Consider the following 19,266-nt stretch of genomic DNA (forward strand, 5'->3'; position numbering starts at 1 on the left):
CATACATGAAATTAACAACTAAAATAATCATTGGGTTGATTGCTGGAGCAATTGTTGGGATTATATTAAATTTATCTGCGCCAGACTTATTTTCCACCCTTGATACGTATTTATTTAATCCTTTAGGAACCATCTTTATTAACCTTATTAGTATGCTTGTCGTTCCTATCGTTCTATTTTCTATTATTCTAGGTGTGACGGGATTAGGTGAACCCAAAAATCTTGGAAGAATAGGGGTTAAAACGGTAAGTTATTACTTAATTACGACAGCCATTGCCATCATTATTGGTATAGGATTGGCTATGATTTTTAAACCAGGTCTGATTGGAGAATTTAATACGGCAGATGCAGAGTATAGTACAGAGGAAGCACCGCCTGTTAGTGAAACATTGATTAACATTATACCGAGTAATCCTTTTGAAGCACTTACCTCAGGTAATATGCTGCAGATTATTGTGTTTGCCGTATTAGTAGGATTTGCTTTAACTAGATTGGGAGAGAAAACAAAGGGAATTGTGAATCTCATCGAGCAAGGAAACGAAGTTATGATGTATTTAGTTGGCTTGGCGATGAAGGTAGCACCTTATGGTACATTTGGTTTAATTGCCTCAGCAATAGGCAGTCAAGGCTTTTCCGCAATAAAGGCAATGGGTGTTTATATGCTTGTCGTTTTAGGCGCCTTATTTGTTCATGCAGCAGTAACATATGGCTCGTCTGTATACTTTCTTGGCGGAATGAGTCCACTTAAGTTCTTTAAAGGGTTTTCTCCTGCAATGGGAGTTGGCTTTAGTACCTCAAGCAGTAATGCAACATTGCCGCTATCAATGGAAACGGCGCAGAAAAAATTGGGTGTTCCTGAACCTATCAGCAGTTTTGTACAGCCGCTTGGAGCTACCATTAATATGGATGGAACGGCTATTATGCAAGGTGTGGCAACAATTTTTATTGCACAGGTATACGGATCAGATTTGTCATTAACGCAATTGATGACCGTTGTTTTAACTGCTGTATTAGCAAGTATTGGGACGGCTGGTGTTCCAGGAGTAGGTTTGATCATGCTGGCAATGGTTCTTCAATCAGTAGACCTTCCTGTTGAAGGAATTGCTTTAATTATTGGGATCGACCGTTTGCTTGATATGGTTAGAACCTCTGTGAACATTACAGGTGACGCTGCCTGTGCGGTAGTGGTAGCTAATACAGAGGAGAAAAGGTTACAGAAGAAAGCCTAAAGATTAAAAGACAATATGATGATGCCATTCTATATTGAAAGTCAAAAAGCTTGCCGCTCGGCAAGCTTTTTTGATCTGGTAATCAGTTATGATCCCTTTTAGCAATTGGAAGCAGAATGCTAAACACTGTTTTGCTTGTTTCTGATGTACATGTAAGGGTGCCGCGGTGCTTTTCAATAATTTCCCGGCAAACAAAGAGACCCAGCCCCGTTCCAAGTGTTTTGGTTGTAAAGAAGGGCTCGAATATGGTTGAAACAAGATTGTCAGGGATTTGCGGTCCGTTATTCTCAATATCTACCTTAACTTTGTCATCGACCTTTAAAGTTCTGATTTCAATAATGGGATTTATTCTGTCAGGGCTTAAAACATCAATTGCATTAAAAATAATATTAATAAATACTTGTCTTATTTCATCTTCATAACCTTCAAGGTAAATATCTTCAGCAAGCTTCTGTAATGTTTTTACCTTGCCATCAAGTATACTCGGATAAAGAAAAATCAGTACTTCATCTATTAAATCGTTTAAAGAGAAAACAATTTTTTCTTTTCCTATAAGTTCTTTTTTGGAAAGAAGCAGGAATTGTGAAATGCGGAAATTCAGCTGCTCGATTTCGTTTGAAATGATATCTAAATATTTCATATCAGAATGTTCTGCCTTTAGCAGCTGAATAAAGCCTTGAATTGAGGTAAGCGGGTTTCTGAACTCATGGATAAAGCTTGATGTCATTTGTCCTAGCAGTGTCAGCCGATCTTTATGGGTAGAGTCAATAAACTGTGTTTTTTCTTTAATTATGTTATTTTGGGTTTCACTGTAATGGGATACGGAATAGTATAGGAATTGGTCAAAGCAGGAATTTAATCGATCTACGAACAGCTGCAATTCATCAAGTTCTAATTGTAATGTTAAGGCGAATTTTAATATGACTGCTCTTCCGCAATTCACATTGTAAACAAAATCACCAATGTTTATATTGGCTTCTACGCGCTGATGTGCAATTTTTAATGCGAAAATACTGATCTTTTCATTGAGAACATGTTCTTGATCTAAAAGTGACTCAATAAATAATTCAAACATATCGTTTCCGTTCATGTAGATCTGCTGTGCATGAGGGTCATCGGCTTTCGTTTTAAGTTTTCTCATCCAATCACTTAACAGTTCTTGTTTGTTCGCTTGCAAACAACGCAGGACAGTTTCTTTTGTGACAGTTTGCATGAAGGCCTCCATAATTTAGTGATTTTCGTATATTTACTATAATAGATTCGCTTACAAATACTAAATTCCTTTTTAGGAGAAAGAGAAAATCGAAAAAATCGGTATTTCGAATCATATGAATAAAGATATTTAGAATTTGAAATAAAATAGGAATTCGTTTTATAATAGAGATATCACGTGTAAATTTACACGAAGCAAAAAGGACTGAATCAATATTGACTCGAGAAGAAATTATTATGAAAGTATCCGAAAAATTACGGCTCATTCGAACTGAGGCTGGCTACACCCAAGACAAAATGGCTGAGATCATCGGTGTTTCAAAGAAAACCCTCGTGCAAATTGAAAAAGGCAGAGCTGAAGCCGGATGGTCTACAGTTGTAGCTGTATGTGCACTTTTTCGCGAAACCGAAACAGTTAGATTCTTATTTGGAAACGAACCATTGGAAGTCCTTGAAACAATTGCAAGAGAAGGAATTGACTACAGAAAAGAAAAAACAATGGGCGGAAAAATATGGTGGCGTGAAATGGAGAAGAAAAATGGTCTAATTCTTCAGCAAAACATTATTAGTCAGCATTTCCGTATTATTGATCAAGACCACTTTCGAATTTATAGCAGTTTTGATGAACAATCTTCTAAAGAACGATTTCAGGAAGCAGTGAAAGAGTTCTTATAACCTTATAACTGATTCATTTCTGGTTGTGATAAATAGAAGAATTGTAGAAATGCTAAAATATGATGAGAAAACCATTGATAAGCGGCTGCGGCTGCTTTTTTTTATTTTAGGAATCTAAAGATTTAACTTACATGAAACCATAAAAAGAAAACACCTCATTAGAGATGCTTTCTTTTTTATCAATCTATTTATTGTGCCACTAAAACAGAGCATGGTGCATTTTTTAAGATTTTTTCACTTGTGCTGCCAACAAATAATTTTTTTAATCCGCTTTTTTGAGAGCTCCCAGTTAAAATGAGATCTGCATTTTTTTCAGCTGCAAATTCGCAAACGCTTTCTGCAGGGTCTCCGCTTAACACTTCATAGTCTGTTTTAGTATGAAGACCAGCGGTGATTTGTTTCGCGTTAAAGAGGGCCTGATCTGCACTATTGCTGACCTGGGCATGTGTGTTGGGATAAATATCTTCATATCGATCCTCTGCAGGTGGAATAGGCATGCCTTCTAAACCAAATCCGTTTGCCCGGAGCGGCTGATAACCAGGCTGTGAATCTAAAGTTGTATTTGCAACCTTCTCTTCGAAAACATGAGCGATATATAATGAACATTCAGGATTGCCTTTTGCAAGATTACTTGCCATTTTCAGGGCATTTTGGCTTGCAGTTGAATCGTCATATGCGACTACAATACAGTTAAATTGTTCATTCATGGCCATCACCTTCCTTAGCAATTTTAATAAGAATTACACCTGGATTGAATTAAATGATGTATTACTTTTAAGAGAATGTTTACTGTGGGACTGCTGACAGATTTCTGCTATGCTTTGCAGGTGTTTTTCTGAACTTTTGCCCTCGACAATAATTTTCACAATACTTCCAGGAGTGACGGTTAATAAGAAAGATACCAGTTTAGGCAGGTTTTTAACCTGAGTCAGTTTATTTCCGCTATATAAGAATGCTGAGCCATTGAAGCTTTTGCTTTTTTGATAAAGATCTAAGATTGTTTTCATAGATAATTTGTTTTTTATGATCACTGATGCTGATTCGATTTTGTTCATGATAAAAACTCCTTTTAATGATGTAATATCTGATCACTTTGCTTTGTTATCTGAAAAATACCCGTGAAAAAAACAAAGTAAACCGTTCACAGGAAAATGTGATAATAGAACTATAATTGTTACATTAGTCCTAAATCGCACCACAATACTGTCTTTTTTTGTTACAGAGCTAGGTGGATTTCTACTTTAAGGCAAGCGTTTTTCTGCCGGTGTATCGCACCAATTCATTTATGTCAGCAGACAAAGTGTCATGGGAAAAATCATCTGCAGAAAAATTTTAAAATTAAAATGAACTTTTTTCCGACTTATACGTCATATAGACAGAGTGAAGCAGAAGCGGGGGATCTGGATGGAAGATAAGGCATTAATAAGAAAAGCTAAAAAAGGTGACCAACAATCCCTGGCAGTGCTGCTGCATAATCATTATCTTTTCCTTTTTAAATATTGCATCAAGCTTACAATGAACAAGCATACAGCCGAAGACCTAACACAAGAAACAATGGCTAAGGCGATCGAGAAGATTTCCTTATATAAAGGTGAAGCAAAGTTTTCTTCATGGCTGATTACAATTGCTACAAATGTATATGTAGACAGCAAACGGAAAAACAGCCGGCATCAGTTATGGAGACAGGAGCAGATCCATCAACGGCAAATGAGATGGCAGATGGAATACCATAATGAAGACTGGAATGATACGATGCAGGCACTTGGCACTCTTTCAGATAACATGAGAATACCGATCATATTAAAGCATTATTACGGCTATTCTTACGCTGATATTGCTGAGATGATGAATAAATCCGAAGGGACCATAAAATCAAGGGTACACAATGGGATCGAAGCGATCAGAAAGGAGCTTAAGGCAGATGGAAGAGAATCAAAATAGGCAGGATGAGGAACTGAAAAGAATAGAAGAAGAGCTTGTTCGCGGTCTGAGCGGATTAGATAATAGTGTCGAGGAAGAAAGAAAGAGTTTAGATTGGTTTGAACGTTATACTGCGCATCAAATACAGCATATTAAGAAAAAGCAGCATCGGGACAACTGGCTCTTTGCCTTCATAGGATTAACCGTTCTTTGCTTCGTCCTATTCACGCTGTATAGCAGTCCAAAGATTTTTATTCTGATTCAAATAGCCGTTTTCCTGCTCATACTGATCTATGGCACATTGTCTAGTTCCCGGAAAAGGGGGAGACAGTTATGAATACCGAGGTTGAACATTCTCTTCCCGTTATTATCTGTGCGGCAGTCATATTGATTTGTCAAAGCGTCTTTTTGTTTAGAGATGCAAGAAAAAACGGACATAATTATTGGTTTTGGGGAGTTATCGGCATGATTCAAGCTCCAGTTCCATTGCTGGTATATTTATTTTTTATTAAAAAGCAATGGAGGAAGAACAATAAAAGGTAAAGGAAATGGTGCCTATGCAGAGAATGAAACAATGGCTTTTATGGTTAGCACTCTTAGGGCAATTGGTTTGTTTTGTTATGTTATTTATTAATATTTGGACTGCCATTATTTTTTATATCATATACTTTGCTGCTGTCATTATATTAATAATTGTTTTAATAGCAGAGCGTAAAAAAGAAAAAGAGGAGGACGATCAAAATGATTATCACAACTACTGATACGGTACCAGGCAAGGTCATTAAAGAATGGAAAGGATTTGTCAGAGGAGGTACCATTCAGTCAAAACATATCGGAAAAGACATTCTTGCCGGATTAAAGACGATTGTTGGCGGTGAGATTTCGGAGTACACTGAGATGATGGAGGAAGCGCGTCAAAAAGCGATTGGACGAATGGTAGAAGATGCAAGGAACAAAGGTGCAAATGCGATCGTTGGTATGCGTCTTCAGACTGCAGGGGTTATGCAAAATGCTGCCGAAATCATTGCTTATGGAACGGCGGTATATGTGGAAGAAGGGTAATGCTTTAAAAAGTGTAAATATGGACTTCTGACTGTTGACAATTATCAGAAAAAAATGGTAATCTTCAAGAGCACTAATATTTTTACTAAAAAGGAGGAGAGAACAATGAAAATGATAAGACTAGTAAATAAATCCAACTTCATACATTGTTCATATCCGAATTTCGTGTAAAGTTCTGGCAATTATACGTGAGGTATGAGCAAATCGCTATACCTCCTGAGATGAGATGCATGCTCTTTTTAGGGTATGCATCTTTATTTTTGCCTAAATTTAGTGACTCGAAATAAAAGGAGCTGGCGGATGATGATTTGGAACAGACAAATCCAACTGAATTTTAAAAAGGTGTTGCTGGATGGAGGGTAGCTTCGGCTTATTGGAAGAGAAAGCAGGTGTAAAATATGTTTGATGTATTAGGAAAGCTAGGCTGGTTTTTTAAACAGTATTGGAAGCAATATACAATAGCAATTGTATTACTGATCATTGCAAGTGTCTTAGAGGTCATTCCTCCCTTTTTGCTGGGAGAAATTATTGATCAGATTACCTCTGGAGAATTCACCAGAGCAAATCTAATGCAGTATGTTTATATTTTTATTGGGATTATTATAGGCGGATATATTCTAAACTTTATTTGGCAATATCGTTTATTTCGCGGTGCTATTGATTTAGAGAAGATTATGCGCCGGAAGCTGATGCTTCAGTTTTTGAGGATGACACCTACATTTTATGAAAAAAACCGTACTGGTGACTTAATGGCCAGAGCAACGAATGATTTAAATGCTGTTTCTCTGACAGCAGGCTTCGGTATTATGACATTAATTGACTCGACTCTTTACATGGGAGCCATTATTTGTGCGATGGGTTTCCTCATTTCATGGAAGCTGACTTTTTTCGCGATGCTGCCTGTCCCGATTATGGCGGTACTTATTCAGTATCTTGGAAAGCTTGTACATGAGAGGTATATGCTTGCTCAGGATTCGTTTGGTGTGCTAAATGACAATGTTCTTGAATCTGTTGCAGGTGTCCGGGTTGTACGCGCATATGTGCAAGAAAAGAAGGATGAAAAGAACTTCGCAGAAATGTCGGAGGATGTATACCAAAAGAATATGGATACTGTGAAAATCAATGCACTTTTTAATCCAATCACGAAAATTGGAACGGGTATCAGTTATGTTGTGGCGATTGGTTATGGAGCTGTTCTCGTATCAGCAGGAGAGCTTACTGTCGGCCAGCTTGTAACATTCAATGTTTACTTAGGCATCGTTGTTTGGCCCATTTTTGCCATTGGAGAACTAATTAATGTCATGCAGCAGGGAAATGCATCGCTTGATCGTGTGCAAGAAACGTTGGATTATCAGGCAGATGTTAAGGATAGTGAATCCCCAACTGCTGTAGAAAGCCCTGATTCAATTGGTTTTACCTCCTTAATGTTCCAGTATCCAACAAGTCAGGTGAAAAACCTGCAGGAAATCTCATTAGCCTTGAAGAAGGGTGAAACACTTGGAATTGTTGGCAAAACAGGTGCTGGAAAAACAACTTTTTTAAGACAATTGCTCCGTGAATATCCAATTGGAGAAGGCAGACTAAATATTAACAATGTGGATATAGCTTCACAAACGAAAGAGCAAATCCTGGATTGGATCGGCTATGTGCCGCAGGATCATGTTTTATTTTCAAGGACGATTAGAGAAAATATCCTTTTTGGAAAAGAAAATGCTACTGAAGAGGAAATTAATAAGGCGATTCACCTTGCTCACTTTACTAAGGATTTAGAAAATCTGCCTGATGGATTAAATACACTTGTAGGAGAAAAAGGTGTCTCTTTATCTGGTGGTCAAAAGCAGCGTGTTTCCATCGCCCGCGCCTTAATAAAAGATCCAGAAATATTGATCCTTGATGATTCGTTATCTGCAGTGGATGCAAAGACAGAGACGAGTATTATCAAAAATATACAGAGCGAACGAAGTGATAAAACGACAATTATCACCACACATCGTCTGTCTGGAATACAGCATGCAGATTTAATCATTGTTTTGGATAACGGGCAAGTTATTGAACAAGGTACACATGAAGAGCTCCTGCAGCAAAGAGGCTGGTACAAAGAGCAATATGACCGCCAGCAGCTAGAAGGAGGCGAGGCATAAAATGAATACAGGTAAACAATTATTTCAATATGCCATGTATTTTAAGAAACCGATTTTTTTAGGATTGTTTTTCTTATCAATTGCAGTTTTGACAGAGCTTGCAGGTCCGTTTATAGCTAAATATATTATAGATGAGCATATGGTAGTGGGGGATCTGGAAATTGAACCGATTGCTTGGCTGCTGTGCTTATATTTTGTATTAGCACTGGCAACAGCACTGCTGAGATATTTTATGTATATTTATTTGCAGATGGGCGCTAATAGGATCATTCAAAAATTGCGCAAAGACGTTTTTGGACACATCCAAAAGCTGCCGATTCAATATTTTGATCATCTTCCCGCTGGAAAGGTGGTTGCACGTGTTACGAATGATACGGAAGCAATTCGAAATTTATATGTTCAGGTGCTATCCAATTTTGCAACTAGTGCAATATCGATTTTGGGTGTATATGCAGCGTTATTCATACTGAACTGGAAAATGGCTTCCATAGCTTTGGTCATGATCCCGATTGTTTATTTATGGATGATTCTTTATCGCAAATATGCAGCTGAATATAATGATATCATTCGGACAAAAATTGCTGATTTGAACGCCATGATTAATGAATCGATACAAGGAATGACGATTATTCAGGCTTTTCGCCGCGAAAAACAAATGACAAAAGAATTTGATGAGATGAATGAATCTCATTATGAAAATCAGCGAAAGCTGCTGTTTTTAGATTCAGCTACTTCATTTAATCTAGTGAATACGATCCGTCTGATTATGTTTATGATTTTTATTATCTACTTTGGCACACAGTCTTTTACAGCTGGGGAGGTTGCATCGGCCGGAACCTTGTATGCCTTTGTTGACTATTTAACTCGACTATTTAATCCTATAACAAATGTCGTTAACCAGTTTTCACAGCTTGAACGGTCATTAGTAGCCGGGAACCGTGTGTTTGAAGTTTTGCAGCTTACTGGAGAAAATGTGTCAGAAAAGAATATTCCTCGATACGACGGCCATGTCGTTTTTGAGCATGTTTCTTTTGCTTATAAAGCTGACAACTACGTTTTGAAGGATTTATCGTTTGAAGCGAAAAAAGGAGAAACAATTGCACTTGTGGGTCATACAGGCTCAGGAAAAAGTTCAATTATGAACCTGCTATTCAGATTTTATGATCCATCAAAAGGGAAGATCATGATCGATGGGATAGATATTACGTCCATGCCAAGACAATCCATCCGCAAACATATGGGGATTGTGCTACAGGATCCATACCTTTTTACAGGAACCATTGCTTCTAATGTCAATCTTAATGATCCGACGATTTCAAGAGAAAAAGTAGAAGCTTCATTAAAAGCAGTTGGTGCCGATCGTGTGCTGGGACACTTGGAAAAAGGCATTGATGAACCGGTTATTGAAAAAGGAAGCACGTTATCGTCCGGTCAGCGGCAGCTCATCTCATTTGCAAGAGCATTGGCCTTTGATCCAGCTATTCTTATTTTAGATGAAGCAACCTCCAATATTGATACAGAGACAGAAGAAATCATTCAGCATGCTATGGATGTCTTAAAGCAAGGACGTACGACATTTATCATTGCACATCGTCTGTCAACGATCAAAAATGCAGACCGAATAATTGTGCTCGAAAAAGGTGTCATAAAAGAACAAGGTACTCATGACGAGCTTTTAGAGAGTGGCGGCATTTATCAGCAAATGTACGAAATGCAGGCAAAATCATTATATAAGGAATCTGCTCTCGGCATTCGTTCATAAAATGTTCAAATAAAGGACACAGAATCGTACTGACATGTATGAAAATCCCCTTCTAATGCGTGGTATGTTAAAAAGGAAGATTCCTTTTAAAGGGGGATAACATAAATGGAAGACTTTTCAATTACATTAGCAATAGCAAGCATTATGATACTTGGTTATTTTATTGGCTATGCTATTGCGAAAGCATAACTGCCTGCGGGGTTTCCGTGAGGCAGTTTTTTTATGGGTTATGGGGACAGGTTCCTTGATCCATGTGGGATATAAGGGACAGGTTTCCTGACCCATAACTAATTTAAACACCACCTTTTTTCATTTTAACTGGCAAATATGTTTATGAACGTTTAAATATGGGGGAAATGAATATATTAGGGTAGTAGAAATTTAAGGAGGGACAAAGGAAACATGAGTGAATATAGAATTGAAAGAGATACACTTGGAGAGATCAATGTTCCAGCGGATAAATATTGGGGTGCCCAAACGCAGAGGAGCAAGGAGAATTTTAATATCGGCATTGAAAAAATGCCATTGGAATTAATCTATGCTTTCGCGGTTTTAAAGAGATCAGCTGCAATCGTGAATGAAAGATTAAGCGGATTGTCAAAAGCAAAGAGTTCGGCCATTGTAAAAGCTTGTGATGAAATCCTGGAAGGAAAATGGGATACGCATTTTCCTTTATCAGTATGGCAAACAGGAAGCGGAACACAAACGAATATGAATATGAATGAAGTAATTGCGAAGAGGGGAAATGAAATTTTAGAAGCAGAGAACAGTGATGAGCACATCCATCCGAATGATGATGTCAATATGTCACAAAGCTCGAATGATACTTTTCCGACGGCTATGCATATTGCTGCATACAAAGGGCTTTCAGAAAATCTCCTGCCTGCTTTGCACGATCTTAAACAAACCATCAAATTAAAAGAAGAAGCATATCAATCGATCGTTAAAATTGGCCGCACACATTTGCAGGATGCGACACCACTCACATTAGGACAAGAAATCAGCGGCTGGCGCTGCAGTCTTGAGAAAAATCAGCACATGATTTCAGATGCTTTAAAATACTTACAAGACCTTGCGATTGGCGGGACTGCTGTAGGAACGGGAATTAATGCACATAAACAATTTGGAGAAGAAACAGCCAAAGAAATTTCCAGTTTTACTGGTTATCCTTTTAAATCCTCCGATAATAAATTCCAGGCTTTGACGAGTCATAGTGAAACGGTGCACACTCATGGCACACTAAAGGCACTGGCAGCTGATCTTATGAAAATAGCCAACGATGTCAGATGGCTGTCAAGCGGACCGCGCAGCGGAATTGGTGAATTATCAATCCCTGCCAATGAACCAGGCAGCTCCATCATGCCAGGGAAAGTAAACCCGACACAGAGTGAGGCATTGACGATGATTGCTAGTCAGATCTTTGGAAACGATGCAACCATTGGTTTTGCTGCGAGTCAGGGGAATTTTGAATTGAATGTTTTTAAGCCGGTAATCATTTATAACTTTATTCAATCCGTCACTCTTTTAGCGGACGGAATGACCTCTTTTAACAAAAATTGCATGGTCGGCTTGGAAGCAAATGTTGAAATGATTCAAGAGCATGTCCAGAATTCACTTATGCTTGTCACAGCATTAAATCCTCATATTGGATATGAAAAAGCAGCGGAGATTGCGAAGCTGGCATTTAATGAAGGGACTACGTTACGGGAAGCTGCACTAAAAACGGGTTATGTTAATACAGCAGAATTTAACCAATGGGTTGATCCGCAAAAAATGGTTTAATATTGGAAATGGCCCCCTTTATAAGGGGGCCAAGCCATAATATTAAATTTTTTACAAAATGTAAATGATATTAGAATGAACCGCCGCCAAGTTGTTGTTCAGCCATTTGCACAAGGCGTTTAGTGATTTCACCGCCGACAGATCCGTTAGCGCGTGAAGTTGTTTCAGCACCTAAGTTTACACCGAATTCTGAAGCGATTTCGTACTTCATTTGGTCAAGTGCTTGAGATACTCCTGGTACTAAAAGTTGGTTTGAGGAATTGCTTCTGCTTGATGTTTGGTTTGTCATTTTTGATTCATCTCCTCATGAATTTTTTTGTTTGATGGTTGGGTTAGCTGGACTTGCACCAGCGCAAGATTTCTTGCTCCATCTAGTGGGTTAACCCATCGGTATAAGTTGCTGCGGTGTGTGTGACCCGCTGTTTGTACTAACTATTATGTTTGATTCTGAGAAGTTTATGCGAAATAAATACAGTAATTTTTTCCATCTGAAAAAACGTACTTTTTACATAACCTATCATTACCTATAACGTTAGAGAGGATGGGAACAATGGGAGTCTGTTCAATATGTAATGGTTTCAGAGAGCTTCATGAATTATGTAATAAATGCGGCAAAGAGATGAATGATCATGGCAAGATTATGGATTATTATGATGACTATAGTGCGTACATGCCGACAGATCTTATGAAAATGGAGGATGGCTACCAAAATGATTATAGAGATCAATTGTGTCCGCATTTGCTGACATGTAATCATTGCGGAAGTGAAAGCGTGAAGCTTTTGGAGGAATAAATTGAGAGCTCAGAGAGGGGATAGGTGGGTCATACATTGAGCTGCTGTAAATGGAAAAGGAAATAAGGCGTATGAATTTCTCATACCCCTCATTAGCTTGGTGTGGATATTGTCATAAAGGAAATAGTCGCGAACTAAGCATATCATGCCACTGGTTTCTATTATCTGGAAAATACTGTCGTGATTAAGCGTTTATCAGGCCGCGAATTACCGTTATCTGGATAATACTGTCGTGATTAAGCGTTATCAGGCCACGAATTACCGTTATCTGGATAATACTGTCGTAATTAAGCGTTTATTACGCCCCTAATTACCTTTCTCTGGAAAATGTTGTCGTGATTAAGCGTTTATCACGCCCCTAATTACCGTTATCTGGAAAATACTGTCGTGATTAAGCGTTTATCACGCCCCTAATTACCTTTCTCTGGATAATACTGTCGTGATTAAGCGTTTATTACGCCACTAATTACCTTTATTTGGATAACGCTGTCTGCTTACGCATATATCACCCAAAATTCCCCTTTATCTGGTTTCCGCGGCCGCATTCCAAATCACAATACCCCCATATTTATCAGCAGGTTAAATTCTATTAATTAGCCATTTTCTCTCCTAATCACTTCAATCCACTGCGGTGCCTCAACCCCCGGGTTATCTAATGGAAATTCGATCGCTGTATACGCTGGAAAAGGGAGTTTTAAATGTTCAAGATCCACCGGTTTATTAACCCAGCCTTCATTCGTTTTTGCTGCAGTTTTTAAATGAAGATATTCGATCCAGGTGCTTAGTTCCTGATGGGCAGCACTCCAGTTTTCATTTTGCACAGTCCAGTTGCCAACGTCAAAAGTCATCCGGATAGACGTTTCTGTTTGCCATTGAAAAAAAGACAAGATCGAATTCAGCGTTCCTCCATAAGGAGTTTGATCATTTTCCACTAACATCTTGATCGAACTTGGCAGATTTGATGCGATCCATTCTTTAAACCCTTTTGCATCAGCATGTTTTGCGTCAAATTTTCCTAGTGAAAACTTTATGTGAGTTGCATTTAGAAATTCTGCTTCTTTTAATGCACGTATCGCATCCGGATTTAGAGAGAAAGGGTCTTGCCATAACTCTACTGGAACAGAATAAATGACAGCATCAAAAACCGCCATACCAATCTCCTGTTTAAATAGCCTTAACTCCTCGGAGATATTCTCCAGTCGCTCCCGGCGAATTTCAATGCCATCAGCACCAAATTCCTTTATCATAGCCACTTGTTCTTCTATTGAAAGTTGTTTAGTAAAAATGAGTGTTGGCAGAATTACTTTTGTCACGATCGAACCTCCCAGGCAATTTAATCACTAATCGATATAGTTGATTCATCATAACACGGATGTAAGCGCTTATCTATAATTGTGTGACGGTTTTGAAAATAAAAATACTTTTTTAAAATTACGGGTTGTAAAACGCTTACATTTATTTTATAATTTCACTAAACCGATTTAGTAAACCGATTTAATTCATATAGCTAGGAGAAACTGGAATGAAGAAAGTTACAATTGCAGATGTTGCAAAGCATGCAGGTGTTTCAAAAAGCACGGTATCTCAATATTTAAATCAGCGTTTTGATTATATGAGAGAAGATACAAAAATCCGTATTGAAGAAACGATTAATGAACTCGGCTATAGACCAAATATTTTAGCAAGAAGTTTAAAACAAAAATCGACTACCACGATTGGTGTGATCGTCGCGAACATCTTGCATGTTTTTTCAACACAGGTAATACGGGCAATTGAAGATGTTTGCAATGAGAAGGATTTTCACGTAATTATTTGCAATGCAGATGATCAGCCGGAAAAAGAAAAGAAGTATATTGATATGTTAAGAGCCAAGCAAGTTGATGGCCTCATATTGTTTCCAACCGGGAAGAATATTGAGCAATATCAAGAGTTAATCTCTGAGAACTATCCTGTAGTATTTATTGATCGCCTGATTAATGGACTGCAGACAGATACTGTATTGCTTGATAACGAGAAAGCCTCTTTTCTGGCAGTAGATTCATTCGTAAAGCACGGCTATTCAAAAATTGCCGTTTTATCTCCGCCAATAGAGCCAGGCGTTACACCAAGGGTGGAGCGATTGAGCGGATATAAGAAAGCGTTAGAGCACCATCAGCTTTCCATTCGGGAAGAATTTATTGTGAGTGGAAAGACGACAGACATGCAGAGTCTAATACACCATTTATTTCAGCTCAGTGAACCGCCAAAAGCAATTTTGGCGACAAATGACCGCAGTTTAATGGAGCTTCTGTCTTATGTGAAGAAAAATAAGCTAAGTATACCTGAAGACATCGGGCTGATTGGAATAGATGATGTTTCTTTTGCAGATATCTACAATCCAGGTCTGACGACAGTGGCTCAGCCTGCTTTTGAAATGGGAGAGAAGGCTGCAGAGCTTTTATTTAAAAGGATTCAGCAAAAAGAAGAGCCAAATCAAGCAGAAATTTATCGTTTTGAACCAACGTTAATAGAAAGAGAATCATTATAAATTTTAGAGGTGAACATGATGAAAAGAATCATTGATACGATTGCTGGTGAAATTTCTGGCGTATTAGCACAGATTGACGAAAAGGAAGCAACACAGTTGGCAGATGTTCTGCAAAACGCAAAGAGAATTTTTATTGCGGGCACAGGTCGTTCGGGGCTGGTCGGGAAAGTATTTGCCATGAGGCTCATGCATAGCGAATACCCTGTTTACGTAGTCGGTGAAACCATTACACCAAGTATTGAAACAGGAGATGTGCTGCTGACGATTTCCGGTTCCGGGAGCACAGGCACATTAGTGCAATATGCTAAAAAAGCAAGAGAAATTGATGCAAAAGTAGCGTTAGTAACGACGAACAAAGATTCGGTTATTGGAGAATTCAGCGAGTGTACAGTTGTGATTCCTGCTGCAACAAAAAAACGTCTTGCCACAGAGCCAGAGACGATTCAGCCGCTTGGAAGTCAATTCGATCAGGCAGCACATCTGCTTTTAGATGCGATTGTGGTTTATCTGCTTGAGCAGCAGCCTGAGGGAAAAAGCCATAAAAGTCTAAATCAGAAACATGCAAATTTAGAATAGTTTGGTAAAACAATGACGACAAGGGGGAAAGAAACATGCTGAAACACAAATTTACTTTTCTATTACTTATTAGTATGACCATTGGTATTTTGGCTGCATGCAGCAGCAATGAAGTTGATGGCGATGGAGACGGCAAAATAAAAATTATCGCTGCTCATAATCAAACCTCTCCAGATAATCCTTATCAGGTTGGAATGCTAAAGTTTAAAGAAGTAGCTGAACGTGAATCAAACGGAAGTATAGAAGTTGAAGTCCATGCTGGGACAATTGGGACAGAAGAATCACAGCTGGTTGAGAAGCTTCAGTTAGGTGCGGCGGATGTGGTTCTTGTTTCTCCTGGATTTATGACTCAAACCGGAATTAGGGAAGTTGATTTATTCTCTGCTCCATATCTGTTTACCAGTTATGATCATTGGCTAAATGTCGTGGATGGTGAGATTGGAAAAGAGATGGGAGATATTATCAATGAAAAATCCAATAATTCTTTTAAACTGTTAGGCTATTGGTCTGCTGGTGTCCGTCATTACTATGGCAAGAAACCGCTAAATGCTGTAGAGGACCTTCAAGGTGTCTCATTAAGAACGCAAACGTCTGGTGTTGTTTCTGATTTCTGGGAAGCAACTGGAGCCATTCCATCAGCGATCTCTTGGGGAGAACTATATCAAGGATTGCAGCAGGATGTTGTTGATTCATCTGAAAACGCTTACCCATTTTTTGTGCAGCAATCTCACCATACGACACCAAACGGAAAGTATATCACGGAAACAGGTCATGACTATACAACTAGGTTTCTATTAATCAATGGGGAGAAATTTGATCAATATTCAGAAGAACAACAGGAAATTCTTTTAAAAGCAGCGGAAGAATCGGTGAAAGCTGAGCGTGATGCAACAAATGCCCAAGATGTCGAGTATAAGGAAAAAGCTATTGAAGAAGGTGCGACTGTTAACGAAATAGATACACAGCCTTTTATTGATATCGCACGACCCATTCTAGAAGATTTTGCAAAGGAAATTGAAGTAGAAGAGCTGCTGCAAAAAATTGTTGACCTGGAATAATCCAAAGGGGGGATCGGGATGAAACGTTTTGTTCAGACACTTGAAAAAATCCAAATGACACTCGGAATTGTCTTCTTAACGGTGTTCTTTGCAGTTATCTTATTGCAAATTGTTACAAGGCATTTAGGCATATCGATACTATGGACAGAAGAAGTCGCTAATTATTCGTTTATTTGGGCCATGTTTATGGGTGCAGCCGTTATGGTCAACCGTCGTGAACATTTTAATTTTGATTTTTTCCAGAGAAAATTAAAAGGAAAAAATAGAGTCTTTCTTAATATCTTTAATGACCTTGTCTTAATTGCTTTTAACGTTTGTATTTTCTTTTTGGGAATCATTGTTGTAAGGGAATTTTGGAATTACACATGGGCAACATTCCCTGAAATGCAAATGGGCTACATTTGGCTTGCTATCCCTGTTATGGCAGGAACCATGCTGATTTATTCTTTTTCACATCTGCTGAATCACATCCAATCTCTTAAAGAGAAGGAGGTTAGAGCGTAATGGGATTTTTACTGCTTGGCTTATTTATAATTTTAATGCTAATAGGTGTGCCAATTGCTTTCGTCATAGGGATCGTTGCGCTTCTCGGCATAACAGGAATCCCATACACTCCTGAAGCCACTGTACCAATGAAGATGGTCAATGGTCTTGATTCCTTTGTTTTGTTAGCGGTACCACTATTCATTCTGGCAGCCAACTTAATGAACTCAGGAAAAATTTCCGAAAAACTGATTAATCTGGCACTCGCGATTGTGGGTCCGATCCGCGGCGGTCTCGCACATGCCAATATTCTTGTGTCCATGATGTTTGCTGGCGTATCTGGAGCCTCACAAGCAGATACAGCTGGAGTAGGGAAAATTCTTATTCCCAGTATGCTTAAAAAAGGCTATGACAAAGAAACGGCTGTTGGTGTAACAGCTGCCTCTTCTACGGTAGGAGTTGTTATACCGCCAAGTATTCCAATGATTATTTTTGCTGGTTTAACAAACGCTAGTATTGGGGCACTGTTCCTTGGCGGGATTGTACCAGGAATTTTAATTGGTTTAGGCATGATGCTTTTTGTCTATATACTTGCTGTAAAAAGAAATTATCCTCGTTCACAAGCAGTCGAGTTTAAAAAATTTGCGAGGCTGTTCCTTGAAGCGATTCCGGCCCTGCTGACACCAATCATCATTATTGGAGGAATCGTAACGGGCTTTTTTACAGCTACAGAGGCTGCTGCAGTAGCCTCACTGTATACTTTACTAGTTTGTATGTTTTATTATAAAACGCTAAAAGTAAAAGATTTGCCGAAGATTTTAATGGATACACTTGCATTAAGTTCGTTGTCTTTATTTGCTTTAGCTTGTGCAAGCGCGCTTGGCGAATTGATGAGTTATTATCAGCTGGGAACAGCAGCGCAAGAATTCTTTACAAATAATGTTGGCTCAGAATGGCTGTTCATTATTATTCTAATCGCATTCTTCCTTTTCATTGGAACCTTTATGGATGCAATTCCAGCGATGATATTATTCGTGCCAGTCATTCTGCCGACAGCATTAGAATTTGGAATGGATCCAGTTCACTTAGGACTTATTGTTGTAATCACCTTAGCAATTGGGCTGATTACACCGCCATATGGGCTCTGTCTATTACTGGCAGCAAAAATTGGCGATATGTCAATCGAAAGATCGTTTGTAGCTGTTATTCCTTATATTGCAATTGTTGTGATTGTCCTGCTGTTTATCGCGTTTTTCCCAGAGATTGCATTCTTTATTCCGAAAGCGATTAATCCGGGATTATTCTAAGTTAATGTTTGAGGAGTGATTGATTAAGATGGACGATAAACGTATAGCTGCTGAGGAAGCTGTGAAATATGTGAAAAATGGCATGACTGTTGGTTTAGGCTCAGGATCAACCGTTGATTTCATGCTTCATGCGCTTGGGAAACGGGTTCAAGAAGGACTCCAAATACAAGGAATTCCTTCATCAAAAAAGACGGAGAAACTGGCTAAAGAGTTGGGGATTCCGCTAGTAGATTTTTCAGTAACCACACATATTGATTTGGCGATTGATGGAGCCGATGAAATTGATCCCTCCTTGAATCTCATCAAAGGAGGCGGCGGATCGCTCGTTCGAGAAAAAGTAGTCGATGCTTGTGCAGATGAGCTGATTATTATTGCGGATTCATCGAAAGTGGTTTCCACATTAGGACGGTTTCCACTGCCGGTTGAAGTTTTGACGTTTGGTTTTGAAGTCACCGCTGAATATATTAAAAAGCTAGGCGGTGACCCAGTATTAAGAAGAAAAGATGGGGAAGTTTTTATTAGTGATAATAGGAACTACATCCTTGATTGTTCCTTTGGCCACATCGATGATGCTGCTAGATTACATGAAACATTAGTTAAATTGGTTGGAGTAGTGGACACGGGGATTTTTGCAGATATGGCAGACAAAGTGATTGTTGCCAACAAGGGAGAAATCGAATTGTTTCAAAAAAAGCAAGAGTAGTATTCTCCAAGAGAAAGAATCAGGGGACAAAAGTTT

General features: G+C 38.6%; 22 protein-coding genes. 17 read left to right on the forward strand and 5 right to left on the reverse strand.

Annotation, left to right across the window (positions count from 1 at the left end; translation table 11 throughout):
• Positions 1–5 precede the first annotated feature (5 nt).
• A complete protein-coding gene (locus tag J1899_RS06740; RefSeq protein ID WP_214478147.1) occupies positions 6–1,229 on the forward strand; it encodes a dicarboxylate/amino acid:cation symporter in 1,224 nt (407 codons plus the stop codon).
• Positions 1,230–1,311: 82 nt separating this feature from the next.
• Here the strand turns inward: J1899_RS06740 and J1899_RS06745 are convergent, their stop codons facing one another.
• Positions 1,312–2,442 carry a histidine kinase N-terminal domain-containing protein gene (locus tag J1899_RS06745; RefSeq protein ID WP_214478148.1) on the reverse strand — a complete coding sequence of 377 codons (1,131 nt, stop codon included), beginning with the start codon at positions 2,440–2,442 and terminating at the stop codon, positions 1,312–1,314.
• A gap of 215 nt (positions 2,443–2,657) precedes the next feature.
• Here J1899_RS06745 and J1899_RS06750 point away from each other — a divergent pair, with 215 nt between their 5' ends.
• Positions 2,658–3,116 carry a helix-turn-helix transcriptional regulator gene (locus J1899_RS06750; protein WP_151575396.1) on the forward strand — a complete coding sequence of 153 codons (459 nt, stop codon included), beginning with the start codon at positions 2,658–2,660 and terminating at the stop codon, positions 3,114–3,116.
• 188 nt (positions 3,117–3,304) lie between these two features.
• Here the strand turns inward: J1899_RS06750 and J1899_RS06755 are convergent, their stop codons facing one another.
• Together J1899_RS06755 and J1899_RS06760 are read right to left on the reverse strand one after the other, a co-directional pair.
• Entirely contained in the window at positions 3,305–3,823 is a 519-nt protein-coding gene (locus tag J1899_RS06755) for a universal stress protein (RefSeq protein ID WP_214478149.1), read from the reverse strand.
• 33 nt (positions 3,824–3,856) lie between these two features.
• Positions 3,857–4,171 (reverse strand): HPr family phosphocarrier protein, encoded by a 315-nt coding sequence (locus tag J1899_RS06760; RefSeq protein ID WP_214478150.1) that lies wholly within the window; start codon positions 4,169–4,171, stop codon positions 3,857–3,859.
• Positions 4,172–4,520: 349 nt separating this feature from the next.
• Between J1899_RS06760 and sigY the strand changes: the two genes are divergently transcribed.
• The 8 genes from sigY (at position 4,521) to fumC (ending at position 11,783) form a co-directional block, all read left to right on the forward strand.
• Entirely contained in the window at positions 4,521–5,057 is a 537-nt protein-coding gene (gene sigY, locus J1899_RS06765; protein ID WP_214478151.1) for an RNA polymerase sigma factor SigY, read from the forward strand.
• Complete coding sequence (locus tag J1899_RS06770; protein WP_214478152.1) at positions 5,038–5,373, forward strand: YxlC family protein; 336 nt, start codon at positions 5,038–5,040, stop codon at positions 5,371–5,373. The genes sigY and J1899_RS06770 overlap by 20 nt, the downstream gene beginning before the upstream one ends.
• Positions 5,370–5,579: a sigma-Y antisigma factor component gene (locus J1899_RS06775; protein ID WP_214478153.1), complete on the forward strand. Its 210-nt coding sequence runs from the start codon at positions 5,370–5,372 to the stop codon at positions 5,577–5,579. Before J1899_RS06770 ends, J1899_RS06775 begins: the two co-directional genes overlap by 4 nt.
• Positions 5,580–5,593: 14 nt before the next feature.
• Complete coding sequence (locus J1899_RS06780; RefSeq protein ID WP_214478154.1) at positions 5,594–5,797, forward strand: hypothetical protein; 204 nt, start codon at positions 5,594–5,596, stop codon at positions 5,795–5,797.
• Positions 5,778–6,098: a YbjQ family protein gene (locus J1899_RS06785; RefSeq protein ID WP_214478155.1), complete on the forward strand. Its 321-nt coding sequence runs from the start codon at positions 5,778–5,780 to the stop codon at positions 6,096–6,098. The genes J1899_RS06780 and J1899_RS06785 overlap by 20 nt, the downstream gene beginning before the upstream one ends.
• A gap of 398 nt (positions 6,099–6,496) precedes the next feature.
• Complete coding sequence (locus J1899_RS06790; RefSeq protein ID WP_214478156.1) at positions 6,497–8,239, forward strand: ABC transporter ATP-binding protein; 1,743 nt, start codon at positions 6,497–6,499, stop codon at positions 8,237–8,239.
• 1 nt (position 8,240) lies between these two features.
• On the forward strand, positions 8,241–10,001 hold the full coding sequence (locus tag J1899_RS06795; protein WP_214478157.1) for an ABC transporter ATP-binding protein: 1,761 nt from the start codon (positions 8,241–8,243) through the stop codon (positions 9,999–10,001).
• 402 nt (positions 10,002–10,403) lie between these two features.
• Entirely contained in the window at positions 10,404–11,783 is a 1,380-nt protein-coding gene (gene fumC, locus J1899_RS06800; RefSeq protein ID WP_214478158.1) for a class II fumarate hydratase, read from the forward strand.
• 70 nt (positions 11,784–11,853) lie between these two features.
• Here the strand turns inward: fumC and J1899_RS06805 are convergent, their stop codons facing one another.
• Positions 11,854–12,072, reverse strand: coding sequence for an alpha/beta-type small acid-soluble spore protein (locus J1899_RS06805; RefSeq protein ID WP_066447930.1), 219 nt, complete (start codon positions 12,070–12,072; stop codon positions 11,854–11,856).
• A 261-nt stretch (positions 12,073–12,333) separates the two neighbouring features.
• On the opposite strand from J1899_RS06805, the gene J1899_RS06810 reads away from it, so the two are divergent.
• Complete coding sequence (locus J1899_RS06810; RefSeq protein ID WP_066447926.1) at positions 12,334–12,576, forward strand: hypothetical protein; 243 nt, start codon at positions 12,334–12,336, stop codon at positions 12,574–12,576.
• A 593-nt stretch (positions 12,577–13,169) separates the two neighbouring features.
• Here the strand turns inward: J1899_RS06810 and J1899_RS06815 are convergent.
• The gene (locus J1899_RS06815; RefSeq protein WP_214478159.1) at positions 13,170–13,889 is read right to left on the reverse strand and encodes a sugar phosphate isomerase/epimerase family protein; all 720 of its coding nucleotides are present in this window, start codon (positions 13,887–13,889) and stop codon (positions 13,170–13,172) included.
• Positions 13,890–14,098: 209 nt separating this feature from the next.
• Here J1899_RS06815 and J1899_RS06820 point away from each other — a divergent pair, with 209 nt between their 5' ends.
• From J1899_RS06820 to rpiA, 6 genes are read left to right on the forward strand one after another with little or no spacing between them, the layout of a single operon-like run.
• The gene (locus J1899_RS06820) at positions 14,099–15,103 is read left to right on the forward strand and encodes a LacI family DNA-binding transcriptional regulator (protein WP_066447922.1); all 1,005 of its coding nucleotides are present in this window, start codon (positions 14,099–14,101) and stop codon (positions 15,101–15,103) included.
• A gap of 15 nt (positions 15,104–15,118) precedes the next feature.
• Positions 15,119–15,679: a 6-phospho-3-hexuloisomerase gene (hxlB, locus tag J1899_RS06825; protein WP_306806927.1), complete on the forward strand. Its 561-nt coding sequence runs from the start codon at positions 15,119–15,121 to the stop codon at positions 15,677–15,679.
• Between the two features lie 35 nt (positions 15,680–15,714).
• On the forward strand, positions 15,715–16,737 hold the full coding sequence (locus J1899_RS06830) for a TRAP transporter substrate-binding protein (protein ID WP_214478160.1): 1,023 nt from the start codon (positions 15,715–15,717) through the stop codon (positions 16,735–16,737).
• A gap of 18 nt (positions 16,738–16,755) precedes the next feature.
• Positions 16,756–17,241: a TRAP transporter small permease gene (locus J1899_RS06835; RefSeq protein WP_066447915.1), complete on the forward strand. Its 486-nt coding sequence runs from the start codon at positions 16,756–16,758 to the stop codon at positions 17,239–17,241.
• Complete coding sequence (locus tag J1899_RS06840) at positions 17,241–18,527, forward strand: TRAP transporter large permease (RefSeq protein WP_214478161.1); 1,287 nt, start codon at positions 17,241–17,243, stop codon at positions 18,525–18,527. The genes J1899_RS06835 and J1899_RS06840 overlap by 1 nt, the downstream gene beginning before the upstream one ends.
• 28 nt (positions 18,528–18,555) lie before the next feature.
• On the forward strand, positions 18,556–19,230 hold the full coding sequence (gene rpiA / locus J1899_RS06845; RefSeq protein WP_214478162.1) for a ribose-5-phosphate isomerase RpiA: 675 nt from the start codon (positions 18,556–18,558) through the stop codon (positions 19,228–19,230).
• Positions 19,231–19,266: the final 36 nt, after the last annotated feature.

The sequence above is a fragment of the Cytobacillus gottheilii genome (assembly GCF_018582665.1).
Taxonomy (GTDB): domain Bacteria; phylum Bacillota; class Bacilli; order Bacillales; family Cytobacillaceae; genus Cytobacillus; species Cytobacillus gottheilii.

Bases quoted from the DNA above. Each gene is read 5' to 3' on its own strand.
- J1899_RS06780 (WP_214478154.1), top strand. From the start codon at position 5,594: ATGCAGAGAATGAAACAATGGCTTTTATGGTTAGCACTCTTAGGGCAA.
- J1899_RS06835 (WP_066447915.1), top strand. From the start codon at position 16,756: ATGAAACGTTTTGTTCAGACACTTGAAAAAATCCAAATGACACTCGGA.
- J1899_RS06745 (WP_214478148.1), bottom strand. From the start codon at position 2,442: ATGCAAACTGTCACAAAAGAAACTGTCCTGCGTTGTTTGCAAGCGAAC.
- J1899_RS06755 (WP_214478149.1), bottom strand. From the start codon at position 3,823: ATGAATGAACAATTTAACTGTATTGTAGTCGCATATGACGATTCAACT.
- fumC (WP_214478158.1), top strand. From the start codon at position 10,404: ATGAGTGAATATAGAATTGAAAGAGATACACTTGGAGAGATCAATGTT.
- J1899_RS06740 (WP_214478147.1), top strand. From the start codon at position 6: ATGAAATTAACAACTAAAATAATCATTGGGTTGATTGCTGGAGCAATT.
- rpiA (WP_214478162.1), top strand. From the start codon at position 18,556: ATGGACGATAAACGTATAGCTGCTGAGGAAGCTGTGAAATATGTGAAA.
- sigY (WP_214478151.1), top strand. From the start codon at position 4,521: ATGGAAGATAAGGCATTAATAAGAAAAGCTAAAAAAGGTGACCAACAA.
- J1899_RS06820 (WP_066447922.1), top strand. From the start codon at position 14,099: ATGAAGAAAGTTACAATTGCAGATGTTGCAAAGCATGCAGGTGTTTCA.
- J1899_RS06810 (WP_066447926.1), top strand. From the start codon at position 12,334: ATGGGAGTCTGTTCAATATGTAATGGTTTCAGAGAGCTTCATGAATTA.
- J1899_RS06760 (WP_214478150.1), bottom strand. From the start codon at position 4,171: ATGAACAAAATCGAATCAGCATCAGTGATCATAAAAAACAAATTATCT.
- J1899_RS06790 (WP_214478156.1), top strand. From the start codon at position 6,497: ATGTTTGATGTATTAGGAAAGCTAGGCTGGTTTTTTAAACAGTATTGG.
- J1899_RS06785 (WP_214478155.1), top strand. From the start codon at position 5,778: ATGATTATCACAACTACTGATACGGTACCAGGCAAGGTCATTAAAGAA.
- J1899_RS06840 (WP_214478161.1), top strand. From the start codon at position 17,241: ATGGGATTTTTACTGCTTGGCTTATTTATAATTTTAATGCTAATAGGT.
- J1899_RS06795 (WP_214478157.1), top strand. From the start codon at position 8,241: ATGAATACAGGTAAACAATTATTTCAATATGCCATGTATTTTAAGAAA.
- J1899_RS06805 (WP_066447930.1), bottom strand. From the start codon at position 12,072: ATGACAAACCAAACATCAAGCAGAAGCAATTCCTCAAACCAACTTTTA.
- J1899_RS06830 (WP_214478160.1), top strand. From the start codon at position 15,715: ATGCTGAAACACAAATTTACTTTTCTATTACTTATTAGTATGACCATT.
- J1899_RS06775 (WP_214478153.1), top strand. From the start codon at position 5,370: ATGAATACCGAGGTTGAACATTCTCTTCCCGTTATTATCTGTGCGGCA.
- hxlB (WP_306806927.1), top strand. From the start codon at position 15,119: ATGATGAAAAGAATCATTGATACGATTGCTGGTGAAATTTCTGGCGTA.
- J1899_RS06770 (WP_214478152.1), top strand. From the start codon at position 5,038: ATGGAAGAGAATCAAAATAGGCAGGATGAGGAACTGAAAAGAATAGAA.